The organism is Deinococcus depolymerans, assembly GCF_039522025.1.
Lineage (GTDB): Bacteria > Deinococcota > Deinococci > Deinococcales > Deinococcaceae > Deinococcus > Deinococcus depolymerans.
The window spans coordinates 262,823-284,180 of sequence record NZ_BAAADB010000030.1 but is presented as its reverse complement, the minus strand read 5'-3'; the positions used below and the strand labels follow the sequence as shown (position 1 = coordinate 284,180).

The 21,358-nt window shown below is 71.1% G+C and carries 18 protein-coding genes; 9 read left to right on the top strand and 9 right to left on the bottom strand.

The annotated features are described in order from the left end of the window. The first annotated feature begins 171 nt into the window (after window positions 1–171). The gene (locus ABDZ66_RS15900) at window positions 172–2,211 is read left to right on the top strand and encodes a VWA domain-containing protein (protein ID WP_343760979.1); all 2,040 of its coding nucleotides are present in this window, start codon (window positions 172–174) and stop codon (window positions 2,209–2,211) included. 192 nt (window positions 2,212–2,403) lie between these two features. Here ABDZ66_RS15900 and recG read toward each other — a convergent pair whose 3' ends face one another. Further along, entirely contained in the window at window positions 2,404–4,746 is a 2,343-nt protein-coding gene (recG, locus tag ABDZ66_RS15895) for an ATP-dependent DNA helicase RecG (protein WP_343760977.1), read from the bottom strand. Window positions 4,747–4,795: 49 nt separating this feature from the next. Further along, on the bottom strand, window positions 4,796–6,205 hold the full coding sequence (locus ABDZ66_RS15890) for an MFS transporter (protein WP_343760975.1): 1,410 nt from the start codon (window positions 6,203–6,205) through the stop codon (window positions 4,796–4,798). Between the two features lie 77 nt (window positions 6,206–6,282). Between ABDZ66_RS15890 and ABDZ66_RS15885 the strand changes: the two genes are divergently transcribed. Continuing rightward, window positions 6,283–7,278, top strand: a complete 996-nt coding sequence (locus ABDZ66_RS15885) for an aldo/keto reductase (RefSeq protein WP_343760973.1) — start codon at window positions 6,283–6,285, stop codon at window positions 7,276–7,278. 163 nt (window positions 7,279–7,441) lie between these two features. Here ABDZ66_RS15885 and ABDZ66_RS15880 read toward each other — a convergent pair whose 3' ends face one another. Both ABDZ66_RS15880 and ABDZ66_RS15875 read right to left on the bottom strand, forming a co-directional pair. Beyond that, window positions 7,442–7,924: a MaoC family dehydratase gene (locus ABDZ66_RS15880; protein WP_189103723.1), complete on the bottom strand. Its 483-nt coding sequence runs from the start codon at window positions 7,922–7,924 to the stop codon at window positions 7,442–7,444. Window positions 7,925–7,991: 67 nt separating this feature from the next. Then, window positions 7,992–8,855 carry an HpcH/HpaI aldolase/citrate lyase family protein gene (locus tag ABDZ66_RS15875; protein ID WP_343760967.1) on the bottom strand — a complete coding sequence of 288 codons (864 nt, stop codon included), beginning with the start codon at window positions 8,853–8,855 and terminating at the stop codon, window positions 7,992–7,994. 277 nt (window positions 8,856–9,132) lie between these two features. Here ABDZ66_RS15875 and aspS point away from each other — a divergent pair, with 277 nt between their 5' ends. From aspS to ABDZ66_RS15860, 3 genes are all read left to right on the top strand, one after another. After that, window positions 9,133–10,470, top strand: coding sequence for an aspartate--tRNA(Asn) ligase (gene aspS, locus ABDZ66_RS15870; RefSeq protein WP_343760964.1), 1,338 nt, complete (start codon window positions 9,133–9,135; stop codon window positions 10,468–10,470). A 116-nt stretch (window positions 10,471–10,586) separates the two neighbouring features. Further along, window positions 10,587–11,237, top strand: a complete 651-nt coding sequence (locus ABDZ66_RS15865; protein ID WP_343760960.1) for a hypothetical protein — start codon at window positions 10,587–10,589, stop codon at window positions 11,235–11,237. Between the two features lie 40 nt (window positions 11,238–11,277). Beyond that, window positions 11,278–12,057: an alpha/beta hydrolase family protein gene (locus tag ABDZ66_RS15860; RefSeq protein WP_343760958.1), complete on the top strand. Its 780-nt coding sequence runs from the start codon at window positions 11,278–11,280 to the stop codon at window positions 12,055–12,057. Window positions 12,058–12,217: 160 nt separating this feature from the next. Here the strand turns inward: ABDZ66_RS15860 and ABDZ66_RS15855 are convergent, their stop codons facing one another. From ABDZ66_RS15855 to ABDZ66_RS15835, 5 genes are all read right to left on the bottom strand, one after another. Next, on the bottom strand, window positions 12,218–14,239 hold the full coding sequence (locus tag ABDZ66_RS15855) for a tetratricopeptide repeat protein (protein ID WP_343760956.1): 2,022 nt from the start codon (window positions 14,237–14,239) through the stop codon (window positions 12,218–12,220). A gap of 124 nt (window positions 14,240–14,363) precedes the next feature. Next, window positions 14,364–15,671 carry a S8 family serine peptidase gene (locus tag ABDZ66_RS15850; protein ID WP_343760955.1) on the bottom strand — a complete coding sequence of 436 codons (1,308 nt, stop codon included), beginning with the start codon at window positions 15,669–15,671 and terminating at the stop codon, window positions 14,364–14,366. 261 nt (window positions 15,672–15,932) lie between these two features. After that, entirely contained in the window at window positions 15,933–16,622 is a 690-nt protein-coding gene (locus tag ABDZ66_RS15845) for a spermidine synthase (protein ID WP_343760953.1), read from the bottom strand. A gap of 79 nt (window positions 16,623–16,701) precedes the next feature. Then, window positions 16,702–17,229: a chromate transporter gene (locus ABDZ66_RS15840; RefSeq protein WP_343760951.1), complete on the bottom strand. Its 528-nt coding sequence runs from the start codon at window positions 17,227–17,229 to the stop codon at window positions 16,702–16,704. Further along, a complete protein-coding gene (locus ABDZ66_RS15835) occupies window positions 17,226–17,846 on the bottom strand; it encodes a chromate transporter (RefSeq protein ID WP_343760949.1) in 621 nt (206 codons plus the stop codon). The genes ABDZ66_RS15840 and ABDZ66_RS15835 overlap by 4 nt, the downstream gene beginning before the upstream one ends. Window positions 17,847–18,000: 154 nt before the next feature. Between ABDZ66_RS15835 and ABDZ66_RS15830 the strand changes: the two genes are divergently transcribed. From ABDZ66_RS15830 to ABDZ66_RS15815, 4 genes are all read left to right on the top strand, one after another. After that, complete coding sequence (locus ABDZ66_RS15830; protein ID WP_343760947.1) at window positions 18,001–19,023, top strand: ABC transporter ATP-binding protein; 1,023 nt, start codon at window positions 18,001–18,003, stop codon at window positions 19,021–19,023. 56 nt (window positions 19,024–19,079) lie between these two features. Then, window positions 19,080–19,829, top strand: a complete 750-nt coding sequence (locus ABDZ66_RS15825) for an ABC transporter permease (protein ID WP_343761076.1) — start codon at window positions 19,080–19,082, stop codon at window positions 19,827–19,829. A 91-nt stretch (window positions 19,830–19,920) separates the two neighbouring features. Continuing rightward, complete coding sequence (locus ABDZ66_RS15820; RefSeq protein ID WP_343760945.1) at window positions 19,921–20,709, top strand: ABC transporter permease; 789 nt, start codon at window positions 19,921–19,923, stop codon at window positions 20,707–20,709. Window positions 20,710–20,774: 65 nt separating this feature from the next. Next, a complete protein-coding gene (locus ABDZ66_RS15815; RefSeq protein ID WP_343760943.1) occupies window positions 20,775–21,329 on the top strand; it encodes a hypothetical protein in 555 nt (184 codons plus the stop codon). Window positions 21,330–21,358 lie beyond the last annotated feature (29 nt).

Here is a 21,358-nt window from a genome sequence, read left to right as displayed (position 1 = left end):
TGTTCCTGTCCGCCGCCGCCCCAGCCGGGAGCGGCGGCGTTCATGTCCCCGGCCATTCCGGCACACCCCACGCCCGCCGCTGCGCCCGAACCGGTACACTGAAGATCCCCCTGGACCGCCCTCGCCCCGGCCCGGTGACGCCGCCCCGCACCGGTCCTGAAAAGGAGTCCCATGCCCAGACCTGCCCCTGCCCGCCGCCGGTCCCCCCGCACCGCCGCCCTGCTGCGAGGCGCGGCCACCCTGCTCCTCGGGGCGCTGACCCCCGCCGGCAGCGCCCACGCGCAGGCCGGTCCCACCAGCGTGCAGCTGATCCTGGACGCCTCGGGCAGCATGTTCACGCGCCTGCCCGGCGGGCAGACCCGCATCGCCGCCGCGCAGGACGTCCTGAGCGACCTGATCGCCGCCCTGCCCGACCGCCCGGACCTGAACGTGGGCCTGCGCCTGTACGGCGCCCGCACGAACGCCGGGGACGCCGGCGCCTGCCAGGACAGCGCCCTGACCATCCCCATGACCGGCGTGGACCGCGCCGCGCTGCTGGGCACCGTCCGCAGCACCCGCCCGCGCGGCGCGACGCCCATCGTGTACGCGCTCACGCAGGCCGCCCGCGACTTCCCCACCACGCCCGGCCGGAAGCTCATTGTGCTCGTCACGGACGGCCTGGAATCCTGCGGCGGGAACCTCCAGGACGCCCTGAAAGCCTTCCGGGAACGCGGCATCGAGGTGGAGCTGCGCGTGATCGGCATCGACCTGAACGACCGCGCCGCGCAGGCCTTCGCCGGCGTCGGCACCTTCGTGAACACCCGCAGCGCCCCCGAACTCGCCGCCGCGCTCGGACAGGCCACCGCGCAGGTCGCGCCGCCCGCCACGCAGACCCTGCCCGTCACCGTCACCCTCACCAGCGGCGGCAACCCCGTCACCAGCGGCCCCACCGTCACCCTGACCGGCACCGGCGGCCGCGCCACCAGCCTCAGCCCCGCCAGCGGCACGTACGCGGCCAGCGTCCCGCCCGGCGCGTACACCGCCACCGTCAGCACCGCCACCGACACCCGCACCTTCGCGGGCCTGACCGTCAGCGCCGGCAGCCCCAACCGCTTCACGTTCGACCTGACCCCCACCGGCCGCGTCACCCTGACCGTCACGCCCGCCGCGCCCACCGCCGGGGGCCGCGCCACGGTCAGCTTCAGCGGCGCGCCCGCCGCCACCGGCCGCCCCTGGATCACCCTCGCCCGCCCCGGCGACCCCGACGCCGCCTACCTCGACTGGGAGTACGTGACCGGCACGGACGGCACCGTCACCCTGACCGTCCCCGACGACACCGCCCCCCACGAGGCCCGCTACCACCAGGCGAACCCCGACGGCAGCACCCGCGTCATCGGCCGCAGCGCCCCCTTCACGCCGCAACGCACCGCCGCCAGCGTCACCGCGCCTGCCACGGCCGCCGCCGGCAGCGCCATCCGGGTGGGCTGGACCGGTCCGAACAACCCCGGCGACTACGTCACCATCGTGCCCGCCAGCGCCGACCCCGGCGCGTACACCCGCTACTTCTACACGAGAGAAGGCAACCCCGGCACCCTGACCACCCCCACCGCCCCCGGCGCGTACGAGGTCCGGCTGAACAACGAAACCTCCGGCCGCGTCCTGGCCCGCGCGCCCATCACCCTGACCGCCAGCGCCTACGCCGTCACCGCCCCACCCACCGCCACCGCCGGCAGCCGCATCCAGGTCGGCTGGACCGGCCCGAACAACCCCGGCGACTACGTCACCATCGTCCCCAGGGGCGCCCCGGTCGGCGCGTACCTCGCGTACTTCTACACGAAAGACGGCAACCCCGGCCCGCTCACCACGCCCCCCGCCCCCGGCGAGTACGAGATCCGCTACTCCACCGAGGCCGCCAGCCCCAACCCCACCCTCGCCAGCACCCCCATCCGCCTGACCGCCGCCGCGTACGGCCTCAGCGCCCCCCGCCAGGGCAAGGCCGGCACCACCATCCAGGTGAACTGGACCGGCCCGAACAACCCCGGCGACTACGTCACCATCGTTCCCAGGGGCGCCCCCGTCGGCGCGTACCTCGACTACTTCTACACCAGGGACGGCAACCCCGGCGCACTCACCCTGCCCGCCCAGCCCGGCGAGTACGAACTGCGCTACTCCACCGAGGCCGCCAGCCCCAACCCCACCCTGCACAGCCTCCCCTTCACCGTCACGAAGTAGACGGGGGGCAGTCCGAGCCCGCATCAGCAATGGTGCGGACACTGTTCAAGCGGCAGAGGGGACAAGCATGGGAAACGTCTTCTGTGACGCCATTCCTGCTCACCCCCTCCCAGCCTCTCCCCTCAAGGGGGAGGGGTCAACACGGCGTGTTCATTGCTGGTCTGCCCTGAAGTGATGAATGCGCACCATTGATCAGATCACTTCGCGGTAGGCGACGCTCTGGCTGCGGTTCTGCAACTCGCTGCGCAGGTACTGGAGGCGGGGGTGTTCCAGCCTGGGGTCGTGCGCGAGGATGTGCTTGGCGAGTTCGCGGGCCTGTTCGATGATCTGGGTGTCGTTGGCGAGGTCCGCGAGGCGCAGGTCCGGGATGCCGCTCTGGCGGGTGCCGCGGATCTCGCCGGGGCCGCGCAGTTTCAGGTCGGCTTCCGCGATCACGAAGCCGTCGGTGCTGCCCTCGATGATCTTGAGTCGCTGGCGGGTTTTCTTGCTGTGCTCCCCGGCGATCAGGACGCAGTAACTCTGGGCGCTGCCTCGGCCGACGCGGCCGCGCAGCTGGTGCAGCTGGGCGAGGCCGAAGCGTTCGGCGTTCTCGATGACCATGACGGTGGCGTTGGGGACGTCCACGCCGACCTCGATGACGGTGGTGGAGACGAGCAGGTCGAAGTCGTGCGCGCGGAAGCGGTCCATGACGAAGTCCTTCTCGGCGGCGCTCATCTTGCCGTGCAGGACCTCGGTGCGCGCCTCGGGGAGGATGGTCTTGAGGTCGTCGGCGAGTTGCGTGGCGGCCAGGAGTTCCAGCGTGTCGTTCTCCTCGATGAGGGCCGTGACGACGAACGCCTGCCGTCCCTCGCGGATCTGGCGCATGACGAACCCGTACGCCTGCTGCCGGGCGGTGTCCTGCACGAGTTTCGTCTCGATGGGCGTGCGGCCGGGCGGCAGTTCGTCGATGATCGAGAGTTCCAGGTCGCCGTACGCGGTGAGTGCCAGCGAGCGGGGGATGGGCGTGGCGCTCATGACGAGCACGTCGGGGCGGCCCGCGAGGAGCCTGCGCCGCTGCTGCACGCCGAAGCGGTGTTCCTCGTCCACGACGGCCAGCCCGAGGTTGTCGAAGCGCACGTTCTCCTGAATCAGGGCCTGCGTGCCGACCACGACGTCCACGTCGCCCTCGGCAATGCGGGTCTGCATCTCCAGTTTCGTTTTGGGGGTCATCGCGCCGATCAGCAGGCCCACGCGCACGTCCAGTTTGCCCAGGTACCCGACGAGGTTCGCGTAGTGCTGCCGGGCGAGAATCTCGGTGGGGGCCATCAGCGCGCCCTGGTAGCCGTCGCGCACGGCGAGGTACAGGGCGCAGGCGGCCACGGCCGTCTTCCCGCTGCCCACGTCCCCCTGCACGAGGCGGGCCATCTGGCGGTCGCTGCGCATGTCGTCCGTGATTTCCAGCAGCACGCGCCGCTGGGCGTTCGTGAAGCGGAACGGCAGCGCACCCTCGAAGGTGTGGATGTCCTCACTTTTCGCGCCGAAGCGTTTGCCTTCCAGCACGGCGTCCTCACCCTGCAGCAGCATGCGCAGTTCCAGGAACAGGTACTCGTCGAAGCGCAGGCGGTGGGTCGCGCGGGCCAGTTGCGCCTCGTCGGCGGGGTAGTGCATGCCCCACAGGGCGTCTCCCAGGTCGGTCAGGGCGTACTTCTGCCGCCAGTGGGCGGGCAGGTAATCGTCCAGCGGCGCGGCCAGCAGGGCGCGGTGCGCGGCGCGGCGCAGGAATTCCTGCGAGACGCCGTCCTTGCTGTCGTACACGCCCACGATCCGCCCGGTACTGAGGCTGTCCTGCGCGCCGTCCACCGTTTCCAGGTGCTCGACCCCCAGCTGCACGCTGCGCCCGAAGCGTTTCACGCGGCCCGTCAGGACCAGCCGCGCGCCCTCCCGCAGCTGCTTTTCCACCCACGGCTGGTTGAACCACGTGGCCTTCACCCGCCCGCCCGACGGGGTTTCCAGCGTCACGTCCAGAATCTGCATGCCGGGTTTCGGGCTGCGGCGGGACTTGGCGACCACGCGGCCCTCCACCGTGACCTTCTGGCCGTCCTCGACTTCCGACAGGTCCGGCAGGGCGCGGCGGTCCTCGTGGCGGTGCGGGTAGGCGTGCAGCACGTCCCGGACGGTGTGCAGGCCCAGGGATTGCAGTTTGCGCGCCCCGCCGGGGCCGGTGTCCAGCCGGGCGATCTCGGCGTCCAGCGGCAGGCGCTCGCCGGGCGCGGCGGTCGGGGGGGCCGTGCGGGTCGCGGCGCGTTTCGGGGCTGCTTTCGGGGCGTCCGGGTCGGCCAGCAGCGCCAGCGCTCCCCGCAGGGCCGCCTCCCGCTCCGGGCCGTCCAGTTCGGCGTACCCGCGCAGGGCCTCGCGCACCTTCGGGAAGGGATTGCCCAGCGGCGAGGCCAGCAGCCGCTCCACGCCGCCCGCCACCACGCGGTTCTGGCAACCGCCGGCCAGTTCGGCGCTCAGGGGCCGCCGCAATTTCTCCCGCAGTTCCGCCACAGTCGCCATGCGCGCTCAGGCTAGCAGAGGCGCGCGGCGGCGTCCGTGAGGGGAACCGTCATTCGGGCGTGACGGACCCGGCTGCCGGTTTCCGTGCCGGTGTGGCCGGCGCGGCGCGCAGCAGCAGGCTCAGCGTGAACGCCGTGGCGACCAGTCCCAGCGCCAGCAGGTACGCGCGGCGCAGTCCCTCGGCGAGCTGGAACCCGCCGCTCTCGATGGCGCCGGACCCGATCAGCAGGGCCATCAGGGCCACGCCGAGTGCGCCGCCCATCTGCCGGGCGAACAGGACGCCGCTGGTGACGGCCCCCAGGTCCTCGCGGGCGCTGCTCTCCTGCGCGGCCAGCAGCAGGCTCAGCATCGCCAGTCCCATGCCGGTGCCGACCGCGAACCCCAGGACGCTGGTCACCCACAGCGGCGCGTGCACCGCGAAGGTCAGCGCGGCGAACATGACGACCAGTACCGCGAAGCCCGCCTGCGCGATGCGGGGCAGCGGCACGGTCCTGACCAGTCTGGCGGTCAGGATGGCGGTCAGCGTCCAGCCGACCAGCATGGGGGTCAGGATCGCCCCGGCCGAGGTCGCGCCGCCCCCACTGACGCCCTGCGCGTACAGCGGCAGGTACGCGATCACGCCGAAGTACGCCGCGCCGCCCAGCAGGTTCCCGGCGAACGCCACGCGCGGCAGCCGCTCGCGCAGGGCGCGCATGGGCAGCAGCGGCTCCGGGTGCCGCCGCTCGACCAGCACGGCGGCCAGCAGGATCAGCAGGCCGGCGGCCACCATGGGCCACTGCTTCTGTTCGAGGCCCCAGACCAGCAGGCCGCTGCCCGCCGTGAACAGCAGCGCGCCGGGCCAGTCGAGCCGCGCGGGGCGGGGCCGCCCGGTTTCCGGCAGGAAGCGCAGGGCCAGCAGCAGGGCCGCCACGCCGAACGGGAGGCTGGCGTAGAAGGTCCAGCGCCACGAGAGGCTCTCGGTCAGCCAGCCGCCCAGCAGCGGCCCGAGCAGCCCCGAGACGCCCCACACGCCCGAGATGAACGACTGCACGCGCGTCCGTTCGGCCAGGGTGTACAGTTCGCCGATCATGGTGAGGGTCAGGGGCAGCAGTGCGCCGGCACCGAGGCCCTGCACGGCCCGCGCGAGGATCAGGGCGGTCATGGAGGAACTCAGGCCGCACAGGGCCGACCCGATCAGGAAGATGGCGACCCCCCACAGGTAGAGGCGGCGCCGCCCGACGATATCGCTCGCGCGGCCCCACAGCGGGCTGGAGACGGTGCTGGTCAGCAGGTACACCGCGAACGGCAGGGCGTACAGGCGTTCGCCGCCCAGGTCCGTGATCACGCTGGGCATGGCGGTGGCGACCACGCTGGCCTCCAGCGCCGCCAGGAACACGCCCACCACCAGTCCCACCGTGGCGAGCTGCCGTACCTGCGGCGAGATGGCGGGGGCAGCGGCGGGGGTGGGGGGAGCACTCACCCGCGCAGGGTACTCCCGGCGCGGGCATGAAGACTGCGGGACTGGATTCATGGAGTCTGAATCGTTACAGTTTGGTCATGACCACCAACACCACCCCACCCCACCAACGTCCCCTGGGCCGCAGTGGCCTGAGCGTCACCGAGATCGGCTACGGCGCCTGGGGCATCGGCGCCGACATGTGGAAAGGCGCGCAGGACGACGAGAGCCTCACCGCCCTGCGCCGCTACGTCACCCTGGGCGGCAACTTCATCGATACGGCCATGGGCTACGGCAACGGCCACAGCGAACGCCTCGTCGGACAGGTCGCCCGCGAACACCCCGGCACCCTCGTCGCCACCAAGATCAGCCCCCTGAACATGCAGTGGCCCGCCGCGCCCACCACCACCGCCGACCAGGCCTACCCCGGCGAGTACGTGATCCGCATGACCGACGAGAGCCTCGCCCGCCTGGGCCTCGACACCATCGACGTGCAGCAACTCCACGTCTGGAACGACTCCTGGCTGGGCCAGGGCGACTGGCAGGACGCCGTCACCCAGCTCAAACGCGACGGGAAGGTCCGCGCCTTCGGCATCAGCATCAACGACCACCAGCCGCACAACGCCGTGGCCGCCGTCGAGGCCGGAGCGGTCGACAGCGTGCAGGTCATCTACAACGTGTTCGACCAGTCCCCCCAGGACCGCCTGCTCGACGCCTGCCACGCCCACGGCGTCGGCGTGATCGTCCGCGTCGCCCTGGATGAAGGCAGCCTGACCGGCACCCTCACCGAACACACCACCTTCCCCGAAGGTGACTGGCGCAACGGGTACTTCGGCGGCAACCGCCTGACCGAACTGCAACCCCGCCTGCGCGCCATCGAACAGGACCTCGGCATCCGCACCGACGGGCTGGCCGAGACCAGCCTGCGCTTCGTCCTCAGCCACCCCGCCGTGTCGACCGTGATCGTCGGCATGCGCTCGGTCCGGAACGTGGAACGCAACCTCGCCCTCGCGGACGGTCAGGGCCTCCCGGCCGAACAGGTGCAGAAACTTCACGCGCACCGCTGGGACCGCAACTGGTACCTCCCCGCCGAGTAATACGGACCCGGCTTGAAGGGTGGCCGCCACCCTGCAAGACGAGCGAAGCGAGTGGCAGCGAAGAGGATTCCGGGTGTGGAGTGGGCAGGCTGGCGTTTTTTCGGATTGTCAACGAAACAGACGGAATCCCTTTCACTTCGGCTGCAACGCGCCCGCCGGACCCTCACCCCGTCCCGGCGGGCCTGCGCTGCATCAGCGCGGTGCGTTTGCACCTCGCCACGATCTCGCCCCGCTGGTTGATCGCGCGGTGTTCCACGGTCACGATGCCCGCGTCGGGGCGGCTGCGGCTCTCGCGGACGTCCAGCACCTCGGACTCGGCGTGGATGGTGTCGCCGTGGAACACGGGTTTCGGGAAGGTCACGTCGGTCAGGCCCAGGTTCGCGACCAGCGTGCCCAGCGTGAGTTCGTGCACGCTGAGGCCCACCAGCAGGCTCAGGGTGAGCAGGCTGTTCACGAGTGGCCGCCCGAACTCGGTTCCGGCCGCGTACTCGTGATCCAGGTGCAGTGGCTGCGGGTTCATGGTCATGGTCGTGAAGAACACGTTGTCGGCTTCCGTGACGGTGCGGGTCACGCGGTGCCGGATGAGGGTGCCGGGGGTCAGTTCCTCCAGGTAACGCCCCTGCGGGCGGTTCAGGTCTTCATTCATGGGGTGCCTCCGGCGGTCAGTGGGGAGCAGGAAGTGGGGAGTGGGTCGTGGTGTTTGCACTGCCGACTCATCCACCGATCTCCTGCGCGAGGATGGCGCGTGCGGCGGCCAGCATGGGTTCGTCGACCATCTGGCCCTCGAAGCTGAAGGCTCCGTGGCCCTGCGCGGCGGCGTCGTGCGCGGCATTCAGGAGGGCGTGGGCGCGGGCCCTCTCGGCGTCGGTCGCGCCGAAGAGGTCGTGGGCCAGCGCGACCTGCGCCGGGTGAATGCAGAGCTTCCCGGCGTACCCGAGGGCGCGGCCCAGCGCCCCGTCCTCGCGGAAGCGTTCCGGGTCGTTCAGGGCGGTCACGACGATGTCCAGGGCGGGCACGCCGGTCAGGCGGGCGGCGAGGGCCACCTGCGAGCGGGCGTACAGCACCTCCAGGCCGCCGGGCGTGCGCCGCCCCCCCAGGTCGGTCGTGTAGTCCTCCGCGCCGAAGTACGCCCAGCGCACGGCGTCCTCCCGCAGGATCTCGTGGGCGTTCCACACGCCGGCCCCCGTTTCCAGGCCCGCCAGCAGGGGCAGGTTCAGGCCGTGCGTGGCCAGGGCGTTCACGACGAGACGCACGTCGGCGGCGCTCTCCAGTTTCGGGATGACCACCCCGGCCAGTTCCGGGGTCAGTACGTTCAGGTCGTCCGCGAAGTACGGCGAGTGCGGGGCGTTCACGCGCAGGAACACCGGCAGGTGCGGCGCGGCGGCCGTCAGGTCCCGCGCGGCGTCCCGCGCGACCGGGCGGGCGGCGGCCTTCGCTTCCGGGCTGCCCGGAATGGCGTCTTCCAGGTCGATCACCACGGCGTCCGGCTGCGCTCGGGGCAGTTTGGCGATCAGGTCGGCGCGGTTGCCCGGCGCGAACAGCAGGCTGCGCGGGCGGGCCAGTCGGGCGCCGCTCACGCGGACCTCCCGGCGCGGGCAGACAAACGAACGTTCGTTGACATGGCCCGAGGATAGCGGCTTGGCTGCCGGGCAGCCAGCGGCCCCGGGAGTTCCTGCGGCCTGCCTAGTTTCCGGCATTGACCCGGTGAGGGCGCGGCGCGTACACTTCCCGGCATGACCGCGGCGAACAACAACGTGAATGATGATCCCTGCTAGGGGACGTCACGCCGCATACCGCGCCCCCGACCCCACCACGGAGTCGGGGGCTTTTCCATGAACAAGGAGACGAGAGCCCATGACCACCCCAGCCACCCCGGAACAGCCCACCCAGCAACGCCTGCCCCGCACCCTCACCCGCGACCTGAGCAACCACGACGGGCAGACCGTCCGCCTGCAGGGCTTCGTGCACGCCCGCCGCGACCTGGGCGGCGTGCAGTTCGTGGTGCTGCGCGACGTGAGCGGCGTCACGCAGTGCGTGGGCAGCGGCCTGACCCTGCCGCTCGCGGAGAGCAGCGTGGAGGTCACGGGGACCGTCAAGGCGCACCCCAAGGCGCCCGGCGGGTTCGAGGTGCAGATCAAGGAATTCCGCGTGATCAGCGCCGCCGTGGAGGCCAGCCCGGTCGAGATTCCCAAGATGGAATGGAACGTCAACCCGGAAACCATGCTCGACTACCGCGTGGTGACCGTGCGCGGCCTGAAGGAACGCGCGGCGCTGAAGGTGCAGGCCGAACTGGTCGCCGCGTTCCGGGATCACCTGATGACCGAGGGCTTCACCGAGATCAGCACGCCCAAGATCGTCTCGGCCGGCGCGGAGGGCGGCGCGAACCTGTTCCCCATCGACTACTTCGGGCACCCCGCGTACCTCGCGCAGAGCCCGCAGCTGTACAAGCAGATCATGGTCGGCGTGTTCGAACGGGTATTCGAGGTCGCGCCCGTGTACCGCGCCGAGGAGCACGCCACCAGCCGTCACCTGAACGAGTACCTGAGCCTGGACGTCGAGATGGGCTTCATCGAGGACGAGGAGGACGTCATGGGCCTGGAGAACCGCCTGCTGGCCAGCATCATGACCCGCCTGAAAGCCACCGCGCAGGCCGAGTTCGACCTGCTGGGCGCCACCATCCCCGACGTGCCCGCCCACATTCCGCGCGTCACCCTGCTGGACGCCCGCGCGCTCGTGCAGGAGAAGTACGGGCACGTGGTCGGCGGCAAGGACCTCGACCCGGAAGCCGAGCGCCTGCTGTGCCAGCACTACGCGGAAACCCAGGGCAGCGACTTCGTGTTCGTCACCAAGTACCCCCGCGCGGCCCGGCCGTTCTACGCGCACCCGGACAGCAACGCCGACGGCAGCCTCAGCAGCGAGATCACGCGCGGCTTCGACCTGCTGTTCCGCGGCATCGAGATCACCTCGGGCGGCCAGCGCATCCACGACCACGCCATGCTGATGGACTCCATCGCCGCGTACAAACTGAAACCCGAGACGCTCGAAGGCTACACCGAGGTCTTCAAGTACGGCATGCCCCCCCACGGCGGCTTCGCCATCGGTGCCGAACGCCTCACCGCCAAACTGCTGGGCATCAGCAACGTCCGCTACGCCCGCGCCTTCCCCCGCGACCGCCACCGCCTGACGCCCTGAGGGCCGATGGCTGATAGGCAGGCTCGCCCCGTGACGGGTGGGCCTGTTCTCACCTTCCGGGCGGGTGTACGCTGGAACCGTACCCATCCAGCCCCCCCGGCCCCGGAGGAACCCCCATGCGCGCACCTGCCGTCCGACCCGCCCTGATCCTGAGCGCCGCGCTGCTGGGCTGCGCCGGCACGCACGCCCTGGCCGCCTGCGACCCCGCCGGGTTCATGCCGCCCGGCACCCGCACGTACCGCCTGACCACCCAGGGCCAGAACAGCACCTTCACGTCCCGCGCCCAGGTGAAGGGCAACACCGTGACGGTCCAGACGACCACGGGCGGCCAGACGACCAGCAGCACCTGGACCTGCACGGCCAGGGGCATGACCGCCACCATCGGCGCCGGCCGGGGCGACCTGCGGCTGGACGCCGGGTTCTACCCGCCCACCTCCGCCTGGAAGGTCGGGTACGCCTGGACCAGCGACGGGAAGATGCAGGCCAGCGGCGGCATGACCATGCAGAGCCGCACCCGCAGCCGCGTCGCCGCGCAGGAGAAGGTCACCACGCCCGCCGGGACGTTCACCGCGCTGCGCGTCGAGACGACCACGACCACCACCATGACCCCACCTGCCGGGACGGACCTGCCGCCCGGCATGGACCTGAACAACATGATGGGCGGCGAGACCCGCAGCACCGCGTGGTACGTGCGCGGCGTCGGTCTGGTCAAGCAGACCATTCCGTCCATGAAGTTCAGCCTGCTCCTCACGAAGTACACCCGCTGACCCACCCGCCGCAGCGGCCACCTGGGCTACCATTCCCGGCATGACCGACCCCACCCGAGGCAGCAACGAACAGGCCCTGAACGAGGAATTCGCGCAGTTCAGCGTGGACGGGCAGCGCCTGTACGGCCTGCTGCACCGCCCCACCGGCGACGCGCCCGCGCAGGGCTGGCCCAGCGTGGTCATCCTGCACGGCTTCACCGGCAACCGCGGCGGCGACCACCGCCTGCTGCCGCTGCTGTCCCGTTTCCTTGCGGCCAGGGGCGTCGCCAGCCTGCGCTTCGACTTCCGGGGCAGCGGCGAGAGCCACGGCGATTTCAGCGAGATGACCGTCACCCGCGAGGTGCAGGACACCCAGGCCGCCTTCGAGTACCTGCGCCGTCAGAGCGGCATCGACCCGGAACGCACCATGCTGCTGGGCTTCAGCATGGGCGGCCTGGTCGCCGCGCTCAGTGCGCCCCTGGTGCGCCCGCACCGCCTGGCCCTGTGGGCCCCCGCCCTGCCGGAACTGTGGCTGCCGTTCCTGCGCGGCGGGTTCCTGCCGGCCACCATCACCGATTACAACGGCTGGCCGCTGGGCCGTGACTTCCTGCAGGAAATGACCCGCCTGCGCCCCCTCGAAGCCGCCGCCGCGTGGCAGGGCGAGGCCCGCGTCTTCCACGGGGACGCCGACCAGACCTGCCCCCCCGAATTCGGCGTGCGCTACGCCCAGGCGCTGCGCTGCGACGCGGTCGCCATTCCCGGCGCGGGCCACACCTTCGACTCGCTTGAACAGGTGGACATGCTCTACCGCGAAACGGCCCGCTTCCTGACCGGGGATTGATACGGACTCCGATTGAATGGCTTATAAAGCCATTCAATCCGAGCGAAGCGAGTGGGAGCTGGGCGGGTTCCGGACGTGGAGTCGGCAATCCGGTGAAGTTCCGGATTGTAGGCGAAACAAACGGAATCCGTATGAGCGGCCGCGGCTGGCCGGAGCGGCCTCACCCGGAAGGGGAGTCGTCTTCCGGCGGGTAGTACACGACCGACAGGATGTCCAGGATCTTCTGATCGTCCTTGGGCGGCACGTCGACCGGTAACACGCCCCGGGCGTGCAGCCGCACCAGTGCGTCGACCACGGCCGGCTCGAAATGCCGGCCGCGCTGACGTTGAAATTCCGCCATGACCTCGGAGATGGGCCAGGCCTGCTTGTACTGCCGGTTGTGCGTGAGGGCGTCGTACACGTCGGCGGCAGCCACGATCCGGGCGCAGGTGGGAATGGAGGGGCCGCTCAGTCCGTAGGGGTAACCGCTGCCGTTCCACCGCTCGTGGTGGTACAGCGCGATCTGTTCGGCCAGCTGCAGCAGCCGGGAGGCACCGCCGGCCAGGATCTGGCTGCCCATGACGGTGTGCGCCTTCATCTGTTCGTATTCCGCTGCGTCCAGAAGGCCGGGTTTCAGCAGGATGGTGTCCGGAACGCCGATCTTCCCGACGTCATGCAGGCGGGCAGCGACCCGCAGCAGGGTGGCGTCCTGCTCGGAGACGCCCAGTTCCAGCGCCAGCAGCTCGGCGACGTACCCGACCCGCAGCGTGTGGTCGGCGGTGATCTGGTCCCGGAATTCCGCGGCGTTGGCCAGCCGCGTGACGACTTCCAGCTGCGCCTGCGCCAGCGCCAGGGTCCGCTGGTGCACGCGCGCCTCGGCCTCCTGCCGCGCCCGCTGCGCCGTCTCGGTCTGCAGGCGGTACATCTCCGCGTCGTGGCGGGCGATCTCCGCGGCAAACTGCACCGTGAACTGCCGGGTCTTGCGTTCGTTCTCCTCCTGCGTCAGCTGCCGTTCGAGCGCGTGCTGCTGACGCAGGTGTCGGACCGCGTCGGCAAACCGGCCGTGGCGTTCGCCGCAATCGGCAAGCAGGGCGTGCGCCTGCGCCTCGAAGCGGGCGTGCGATTCCTGCTGGGCCAGCACCAGGGCCTGCCGCGCCCTCTCCTCCGCGTCGTCGGTGCGGTTCAGTGTCAGCAGGGCGCTGCTCAGTCCCAGCAGGGCGCGCAGCTGGCCCTCGTGTTCACCCAGGTCCAGCGCCAGGGTCAGCGAGGCCCCGAAGTGCTCGCGGGCCTCCGCCACGCGGCCCAGCGCGGCGCGTGCCTGCCCGAGGCCGTGGTGCGCGCACAGCTTCAGGTAGGGCGAACCGGTGGTGTCGGCCAGACTCAGGGCCTGCAGGAAGAGACGCTCGGCTTCCTCGAACCGGTTCAGGTGCAGGGTCTCGTCGCCCAGGTTGACCAGGCAGTGCAGCTCGATGTGACGGTCCCCGATCGCCTGACCCAGCTGCAGGGCCTGCAGGTCGTACTCGTAGGCCTGCTGGGCCTCGCCGAGTTCGTTGTACACGCTGGCCAGATTCATGAAGCAGTGGGCGGTGGTCGGCACGTCCCCGGTCGCTTTCAGGAGTGCGTGTGCCTGGAACAGCACCTCCAGCGCTTCCGGGTGGCGGCCCATCATCAGGTGGATCTGCCCCAGGTTGTTCAGGCACTGGGCCTCTCCCAGGGTGTCCCCGAGCTGCCGCTGCAGGGCCAGCGCGGCCTGCAGGTGCAGCGCCGCGGCCTCCGAGTCGCCCGTCATCTGGGCGATGGAGGCGCGCAGGTTCAGGATCATGGCGTTCAGGCCGGAGTCCGGTCCAGGGTCCAGGCGGCTGTCGTTCAGGGCCTGCGCCTGATCCAGTGCGCTCAGGCCGCGGCGGTACTTGCCCTGGTCGCGGTAGGTGCGGCTCAGGGTGATCAGGCCGTCGGTGGCGGCCGCCCGGTCCCCCAGCTCCGTGAACAGGGCCGTGGCCTGTTGCAGGGCCTCCTGGGCCTCCGGGAGGTTCGCCAGGCGGTAGGCGGCCTGCCCGGCCAGCAGCAGGGCGCGCGCCTCGGCGGCGCGGTCTGCGGTGTCTCGGGCCTGTTGCAGGGCCTGCCGGGCCAGCGTCAGGGCCTGTTCGGGCAGGGAGGTGAGCAGTGAATCGGCGCGTTTGTTCAAATCCGTCGCAGTTAACATAGAGCGTTGTCCCTGGCCGTGCGTGAAGGCTCTGTCCGACTGCGACGGACCTGAATCGGTGACCGCTGGGCGCGAGGAGCGGCCCGCAGGCCCGGGAAGGGTGCGGGCCGCTCCTGCAAGTCGCTTACTTCTGGACGGCGGCCTTGATGAAGGCCCCCACGTCAAGCCTGCGGCCCAGCTGCTTGGCGTAGTCCTTGCTGTTCAGTGCGTCGATGTTCACGGCGTTCTGTTGCAGCGACTGCACGCGGAGCGCGGCCTTCCCGGAGGCGTCCTGCGCCAGTCCGAGTGCCAGGGCGCCGGACACCATGGGGGCGGCCATGGACGTGCCGCTCCAGTATGACATCAGGTTGCCGGGCACCGGTCCGTAGACCTCTTCGCCGGGCGCGACCAGTTCCAGTTCCTTGCCGTAGGTGGAGAAGTCGGATTTCTGGTCCGCGTGGTTCACGCTGCCCACGCTCAGCAGCAGCTCGCCGAGCGACCCTTTCTCCTGGCTGTAGCGGGCGGGGTAGGTGATCTGGTGGTCGCCGGTGTTGCCGGAGGAGGCCACCACGATCACGCCCCGCCCGCTGGCGTACTCGATCATGTGCTTGATGACCCCGGTCTTCTTGACGCTCCCGAGGGACAGGTTGATGACCTGGGCGCCGTGATCGACCGCCCAGTTGATCGCCTGGGCCACGTCGGTGATGCTGCCGCTGCCATCGGGATTCAACACGCGCAGGGGCATGATGGTCGCCCGGGGGGCCAGCTGCAGGACGATGCCCGCCACGTTCGTCCCGTGACCGTAGGCGCCGTCGTTGAAGTCGCCGGTCTCCTGCGGGTCGGCGTCGTTGTCGACGAAATCCCAGGTCTCGCTGGCCGGTGCCAGGGCGCCCTCGAAGATCTGGTGCTGCAGGTCGAGGCCCGTGTCGATCACGGCGACCTTCACGCCTTCCCCCAGGGTGGGGGCGAGGTTCCAGGCCTGGCTCAGGCCGATCTGCTGCCACGCCGCCTGGTTTTCCACGAGGCCGCCCACGGTGCCGTTGCCGCCGCTCCAGATGCGGGCGCGGCCGCCGCTCCAGATGCGGGCGCGCCCGCCACTCCAGATGCGGGCGCGCCCGGCCCCGTCCACGCCGTTGGGATTCCAGGCGCTGGTGGAGCCGCCGGCGGTCAGCGCGCCGTTGTTGTCCTCGACCTCGTCACCGGAGCTGACCCCGAGGGCGCCCAGGGAGCCGGCGGGGCGGCGGCTGAGCCCCACGACCGCGAAGCCGCTGTCGGGTCGCCACACGACCACCTGACCGCCGGTGCGGCGTTCCACATCTGCCTGACTGGCGTCGGCTGGGACGTCGACCACGGTCGTGAAGGCGTGGTCTGTGTGGGGGAGCTCGGTGCTGGGCACGCGGCCGCAGCTGGCAAGCAGGACGGACACGGTCAGCAGAGCGGCAACCTTTGACATCGGGGTTGAGGACATTAGGGGGGCCTCCATGGCGTGGCGGACAGAATGAATGGTGGATGAGGACGGGAGCCCGGCAGTCGGCCTCGAGTGTCGGTCCAGAAGGCCCGGCACGCCATCAGATACGGGTACGCTACCCGATCCGGTCATATGGTGAGACACACTGCGGGGCTGAGGGACCCTTCATGTTTACCACATTAAGCCGCGTCGGTAGCTGCCCCCGGCCCCCAGATGGTAATCACATGAGTCTTACAGAATCATCTCTCAGGATGTCGGCGGACCGGAGCGGGCAACCCAGATGGTATGCCACGCGCCCCGGCCCTCACGGGCGCGGGCGCGGCGCACCTCGGTGTGATACCCGGCCCTTTCCAGCGCGGCGGTGAAGCGCGGCACGGCCTCCACACTCCAGACGGCCAGCAGTCCGCCGGGCGTCAGGGCGGCGCGGATGGCGGCCAGACCGCGCGGCGAGTACAGCCAGTCGTTGCCGTGCTGGGTCATGCCCTCCGGGCCGTTGTCCACGTCCAGCAGGATCGCGTCGAAGGTCTGCCGCGAGGCGCGGATCAGGTCGGCCACGTCACCCACGTGCACGCGGGTGCGCGGGTCGGTCAGGGGATACCCGGCGGCCTGCCCGAGCGGCCCCCGGTTCCAGTCCACGACGGCCCCCACGAGTTCCGCGACGGTGACGGTCGCGTCCGGCCCGGCGCTGCGCAGCGCGGCGGCCAGCGTGAAGCCCATGCCCAGCCCGCCCACCAGGACGTGCGCGGCGGCGCGGCCCGCCACCTGCGGCACGGCGTACTCGGCCAGGGCCTCCTCGCTGGCGTGCTGGCGGCTGTTCATGAGTTCGCTCACGTACCCGCTGATGCGGATGCTGAACTCGTTCTCCCGCTGCCACAGTTCCAGCTGATCGGGACTGCCGGGAATGGGCGCGGAACCCAGCGGCACCCAGGCTTTCAAGCGCGCACCGGGCGGAGGGAAGGAAGGGGGAGGCGGGGGCAGACGAACGGCATCCGGCCAGTGTACCCGCCTGCCCCGCCTACAACCCGATCAGGGCGCCCAGGACGGCCGCGCCGATCACGACCAGCGCGGCGTTCACGCGCGTGCGGGTCAGCAGCGCGAACGCGGCGGCGGCAATGACGGCCCCCGCCACGTTCTGCACGCTGCCGCGCGTCAGGACCAGCACCCCGGCCAGCAGCACGCCCCCCCCGAACGGCAGCAGGGCGCTGCGGATGGTGGGCAGCCACTTCCAGCCCAGCAGCCGCCTCCAGGCGAGGGCGGCGGCGGCGCTCAGCAGGGCGGTGGGGCCGTAGAAGCCCAGCGTGGCGGCGGCCGCTCCGGCCCACCCGCCGGCCGCGAAGCCGTAGTGGGTCATGGCCAGCATGTTCGGTCCGGGCATGATCTGCCCGAGCGCGAAGCCGCTGGCCAGCGTCCCTGGCGTGATCCAGTGCCGCTGCCCGACCAGCACCCGTTCGATCTCGGCGAGGTTCGCCCCGCCGAAACTGATCAGGCCCAGCCGCGTGAAGGTCAGCAGGATATCCAGCCAGTCCGCTCCGGCGTCCGTCATGGGCGCTCCGGCTGTTCCGGGCGGGGGCGGTGCAGGATCAGGCCCGCGCCCACCACGACCGCCAGGACCGGCAGCAGGTCCAGGCGCAGCAGGCCGATCCCGGCGAAGGTCGCCAGGGCCAGCACCCACCCGCCGCGCAGGCCACCCACGACCCGCAGAACCGGCAGGGCCGCCGTGAGCATGACCGCCAGGGCCGCGCAGGCCGCGCCGCGCAGCCCGCTCTGCAGCGGTGCGGGCAGCCCGCCGGGCAGGCCCAGCGTGACGACCGTGACGGCCAGCATGGCGATCAGTCCGGGCGTCAGCACGCCCACGACCGCCCAGAGCGCGCCGGTCCAGCCGCGCAGGCGCGCGCCGATCATGGCGGCCAGATTCACGGCGTTCGGGCCGGGCGTCAGTTGCGCCAGCGTGTACGATTCCGCGAAGTCCAGTTCGGTCATCCAGGCGCGGCCCAGTGCGGCGCGGCGCATGTGGGCGGGCAGGCCGCCGCCGATCCCGACCATCGCCACGCCCGCGAACACCCGCAGCAGGTCCGCGTGCGTGGGCGTGACCGGAAGCGGCGCCGGTGGGGGGTGGGGTGCGTCCTCCGGCGGGGCGGGCGGGGGGGCGGGGGCGCTCATGGCCCGAGGCTACTCCCGGCCCCGCCGCGCGGGCGTGACTGGCGGGGGAACACCCGTGCACGGAACGCACGGAATCCCACCCTGGCCGCCCCACTACGCCAACTGGCTGATTCCGTGCGCCTGAATTCGCCCGTGGCGTATCCTGGGAGGCACGATGACCACCTCACCCCCGGACGCCGCCGTGCACGTTCGCGACCTGCGCAAGGCCTACGCCGTCCACGAGAAGGAACCCGGCTTCATGGGCAGCCTGCGGTCCTTCGTGAACCGCAGGACCCGGCAGGTCGAGGCGGTGCGCGGCGTGAGCTTCGACCTGCACCCGGGCGAGGTCGTGGGGTTCCTCGGGCCGAACGGGGCGGGGAAGACCACCACCCTCAAGATGCTCTCGGGCCTGCTGCACCCCTCGGGCGGCGAGGCGCGCGTGGCAGGCTTCGAACCCCGGCGGCGCGAGGCGGCGTTCCTGCGGCAGATCACGCTGGTCATGGGGCAGAAGCAGCAGCTGATCTGGGACCTCCCGGCGCTCGACTCCTTCCTGGTCAACCAGGCGATCTACGAGATCCCCGACGACCAGTACCGCGCGACCATGCGTGAATTCACGGACGTGCTGGGCCTGGACGGCATCCTGAAGAAGCAGGTGCGCAAGCTGTCGCTGGGCGAACGCATGAAGTGCGAACTGGCCGCCGCGCTACTGCACCGACCCAGGGTGCTGTTCCTGGACGAACCGACCATCGGACTGGACGTGAACATGCAGCAGAGCGTGCGGGCCTTCGTGCGCGACTACAACGAACGCCACGGCGCAACCGTGATCCTCACGAGTCACTACATGGCGGATGTGACCGCCCTGGCCCGCCGCATCCTGGTGATCGACCAGGGGGCGCTGGTGTTCGACGGTGACCTGGGCAGCCTGGCCGGGCAGGCCGGGGCGGGGAAGACCATCCGGCTGCAACTGCGCTCCCCCGTGACCGCGCAGGCCCTCGCCGCGTACGGGCAGGACGTGAGCGTGGACGGCCTGAGCGCCCAGCTGAGCGTGCCGCGCGCCCAGGTCAGCGAACGCGCCGCGCGGCTGCTGGCCGACCTGGACGTGGCCGACCTGACCGTCGAGGACCCCAGCATCGAGGCGGTCATGGCCGACCTGTTCGGGCACCGCACCCAGCCCACGCCCGCACTGGAGAGCGTGTGAGCCGCCCCGGCCCCCTGAACACCGCGCGGGTGCTGTTCGCCACGCGCTTCGCGGAGATGGCCGAGTACCGCGCCGAGGTCGTCATCTGGATGCTGTCCGGCACGCTGTCACTGGTCATGATGCTGGTCTGGATGGCGCAGGCGCAGGCCGCACCCGGCGGGCAGATCCGTGGCTACGACGCCGCCGGGTTCGCCACGTACTTCCTGAGCACCTGGCTGGTGTCGCAACTGCTGGTCGTGTGGGTCGCGTGGGAACTGGACTTCGAGATCCGGCAGGGCACCCTGTCCCCGCAACTGCTGCGCCCGATGGACCCCATGTGGGGCCATTACGCCTCGCACGTCGCCGAACGGCTGGTGCGGCTGGTGCCCATGCTGGGCCTCGTGACCGTGTTCGCGCTGCTGTCCGGCGCCCGCTTCACGACCGAGTGGTGGGCGTACCCGGCCGCGCTGGGCCTCGCCGCGCTGGGCTTCACGGCGCGGTTCCTGTACGAGTACGCCATCGGACTGCTGGCCTTCTGGACCGAGAGCAGCAACAGTTTCCAGGAACTCGCGTGGCTGGTGTACGCGGCGCTGGGCGGCATGTTCGCCCCGCTGGACTTCTACCCCGCCTGGGTGCAGGGCGTGGCGGTCTGGACGCCGTTCCCGTACATGCTGGGCCTGCCCGCGCAACTGCTGGCCGGGAAGGCCGGCCCCGAGGACGCCCTGCGCGGCGCGCTCGTCATGCTGGGCTGGCTGGTCGTGTTCTGGTTCCTGCGGCTGGCCGTCTGGCGGGCCGGCCTGAAAAAGTACGGCGCGGTGGGAGCATGAGGGTCAATGGTGAACAGTCGATGGTTGAAAGAGGCTGGTGCGCCCTTCCATCAACCATCGACCATCGACCATCCGCCTTCTGGAGGGTCGCGTGACGCGCTACCTGCGCCTGCTGCGGATCTTCACGGGCGCGACCCTGTCGGCGCAGCTGGAGTACCGCGCGAATTTCGTGGGGGCGCTGCTGGCCAGCCTGGGCGAGGTGGGTGTGGCGCTGCTGGGCCTGGGGATCGTGTTCGGGCAGCCCGGCATCACCAGCGTGGGCGGCTGGTCGTTCCGGGAGGCGCTGCTGGTCACGGGGTTCTTCATGCTGACCGAGGGCGTGATCAGCGTGTTCATCCAGCCGAACATGAGCAAGATCGCGGACGCCATCCGCACCGGCAGCATGGACTTCACGCTGCTCAAACCCATCGACGCGCAGTTCGGGGTGAGTACCCGGCACCTGAACGTGCTGCGCGCACCGGACCTGCTGATCGGGCTGGGCCTGATCGTCTCCGCCGCGTCGGGCCTGACCGTCACGCCGCTGGGGGTGCTGGGCGCGGCGCTGCTGTACTCCTCGGCGGTCGTGATCGTGTACTGCATCTGGCTGGCGCTGAGCACCACGGCGTTCTGGTTCGTGAAGACGCAGAACGTCGCGGAACTGTTCAACGGTGTGTTCGGCGCGGCCCGCTTCCCGGTGTCGGCCTTTCCGCTGCCCGTGCGGGCGTTCCTGACCTTCGTGGTGCCGGTGGCGTTCATCACGACCGTGCCGGCGCAGGCCCTGACCGGCGAACTGGCCTGGAGCGCAGCGCTGGCGTCGCCGGTCGTGGCGGCCGCGCTGTTCGTGGGAGCCCGCCTGTTCTGGCTGCGTGCGGTGGGCAGTTACACCAGCGCGAGCAGCTGATGCCCACGGGGCCGGGCACCGGAGATCCCCCCACCTGGGAGGCCCCCACCTGGAAGGCACTGGGCTTGAGCCGCCCGCGCGCCCTGCCCCTGACCGGCGCGGCCCGCGAGCGGCTGGCGCACATGGCCGAACTGCGCGACATCGATTCGCCCGCCGCGGCTGCCCGTGCCGGGGCCGAGTACGCCGGGGAACGCTGGCTGGCGCCGGACCTGCTGGGCGTGCGCCCCTGGCTGCCGCCGGACACATCCCCCCGCGAGGTGCCGGGCGCGGTCCTGCGGGCCGAATGGACCGGGTTCCTGGCCCTGCTGGGCGAGTACGGCCCCTGGGTGTACGCCGCCGACGTGCGCGCCCTGCAGGTGCTCTCCGGGGCCTACGCCGCGCTGGTGCGGGCCGCGCAGGCCGCCCCGGAGGCGGTCGCGCTGGCCGCGGCCCGACAGGGACTCGCGGACGCCGCGCACCACACCCTGCTCGTGCGGCTGGAAGCCACCCCCTACCGCCGCCCGCCCCGCTGCGCCCCCGGGCCGTTCTCCCTGGCGGACCTGGAACGGACGTTCTGGTCCCTCGCGGCCGAGCAGGCCGAGCGGCAGCGGGCCGCGTGGCAGGCCCGCCGGAACCCTTAAGGTGACGTTCATGGAGCGGGCCGAATGTC

Excerpts from the sequence above, each read along its gene's own strand:
- ABDZ66_RS15900 (WP_343760979.1), top strand. The coding sequence starts at position 172 with ATGCCCAGACCTGCCCCTGCCCGCCGCCGGTCCCCCCGCACCGCCGCC.
- recG (WP_343760977.1), bottom strand. The coding sequence starts at position 4,746 with ATGGCGACTGTGGCGGAACTGCGGGAGAAATTGCGGCGGCCCCTGAGC.
- ABDZ66_RS15885 (WP_343760973.1), top strand. The coding sequence starts at position 6,283 with ATGACCACCAACACCACCCCACCCCACCAACGTCCCCTGGGCCGCAGT.
- ABDZ66_RS15880 (WP_189103723.1), bottom strand. The coding sequence starts at position 7,924 with ATGAATGAAGACCTGAACCGCCCGCAGGGGCGTTACCTGGAGGAACTG.
- aspS (WP_343760964.1), top strand. The coding sequence starts at position 9,133 with ATGACCACCCCAGCCACCCCGGAACAGCCCACCCAGCAACGCCTGCCC.
- ABDZ66_RS15865 (WP_343760960.1), top strand. The coding sequence starts at position 10,587 with ATGCGCGCACCTGCCGTCCGACCCGCCCTGATCCTGAGCGCCGCGCTG.
- ABDZ66_RS15860 (WP_343760958.1), top strand. The coding sequence starts at position 11,278 with ATGACCGACCCCACCCGAGGCAGCAACGAACAGGCCCTGAACGAGGAA.
- ABDZ66_RS15855 (WP_343760956.1), bottom strand. The coding sequence starts at position 14,239 with ATGTTAACTGCGACGGATTTGAACAAACGCGCCGATTCACTGCTCACC.
- ABDZ66_RS15850 (WP_343760955.1), bottom strand. The coding sequence starts at position 15,671 with ATGTCAAAGGTTGCCGCTCTGCTGACCGTGTCCGTCCTGCTTGCCAGC.
- ABDZ66_RS15840 (WP_343760951.1), bottom strand. The coding sequence starts at position 17,229 with ATGACGGACGCCGGAGCGGACTGGCTGGATATCCTGCTGACCTTCACG.
- ABDZ66_RS15835 (WP_343760949.1), bottom strand. The coding sequence starts at position 17,846 with ATGAGCGCCCCCGCCCCCCCGCCCGCCCCGCCGGAGGACGCACCCCAC.
- ABDZ66_RS15830 (WP_343760947.1), top strand. The coding sequence starts at position 18,001 with ATGACCACCTCACCCCCGGACGCCGCCGTGCACGTTCGCGACCTGCGC.
- ABDZ66_RS15825 (WP_343761076.1), top strand. The coding sequence starts at position 19,080 with ATGGCCGAGTACCGCGCCGAGGTCGTCATCTGGATGCTGTCCGGCACG.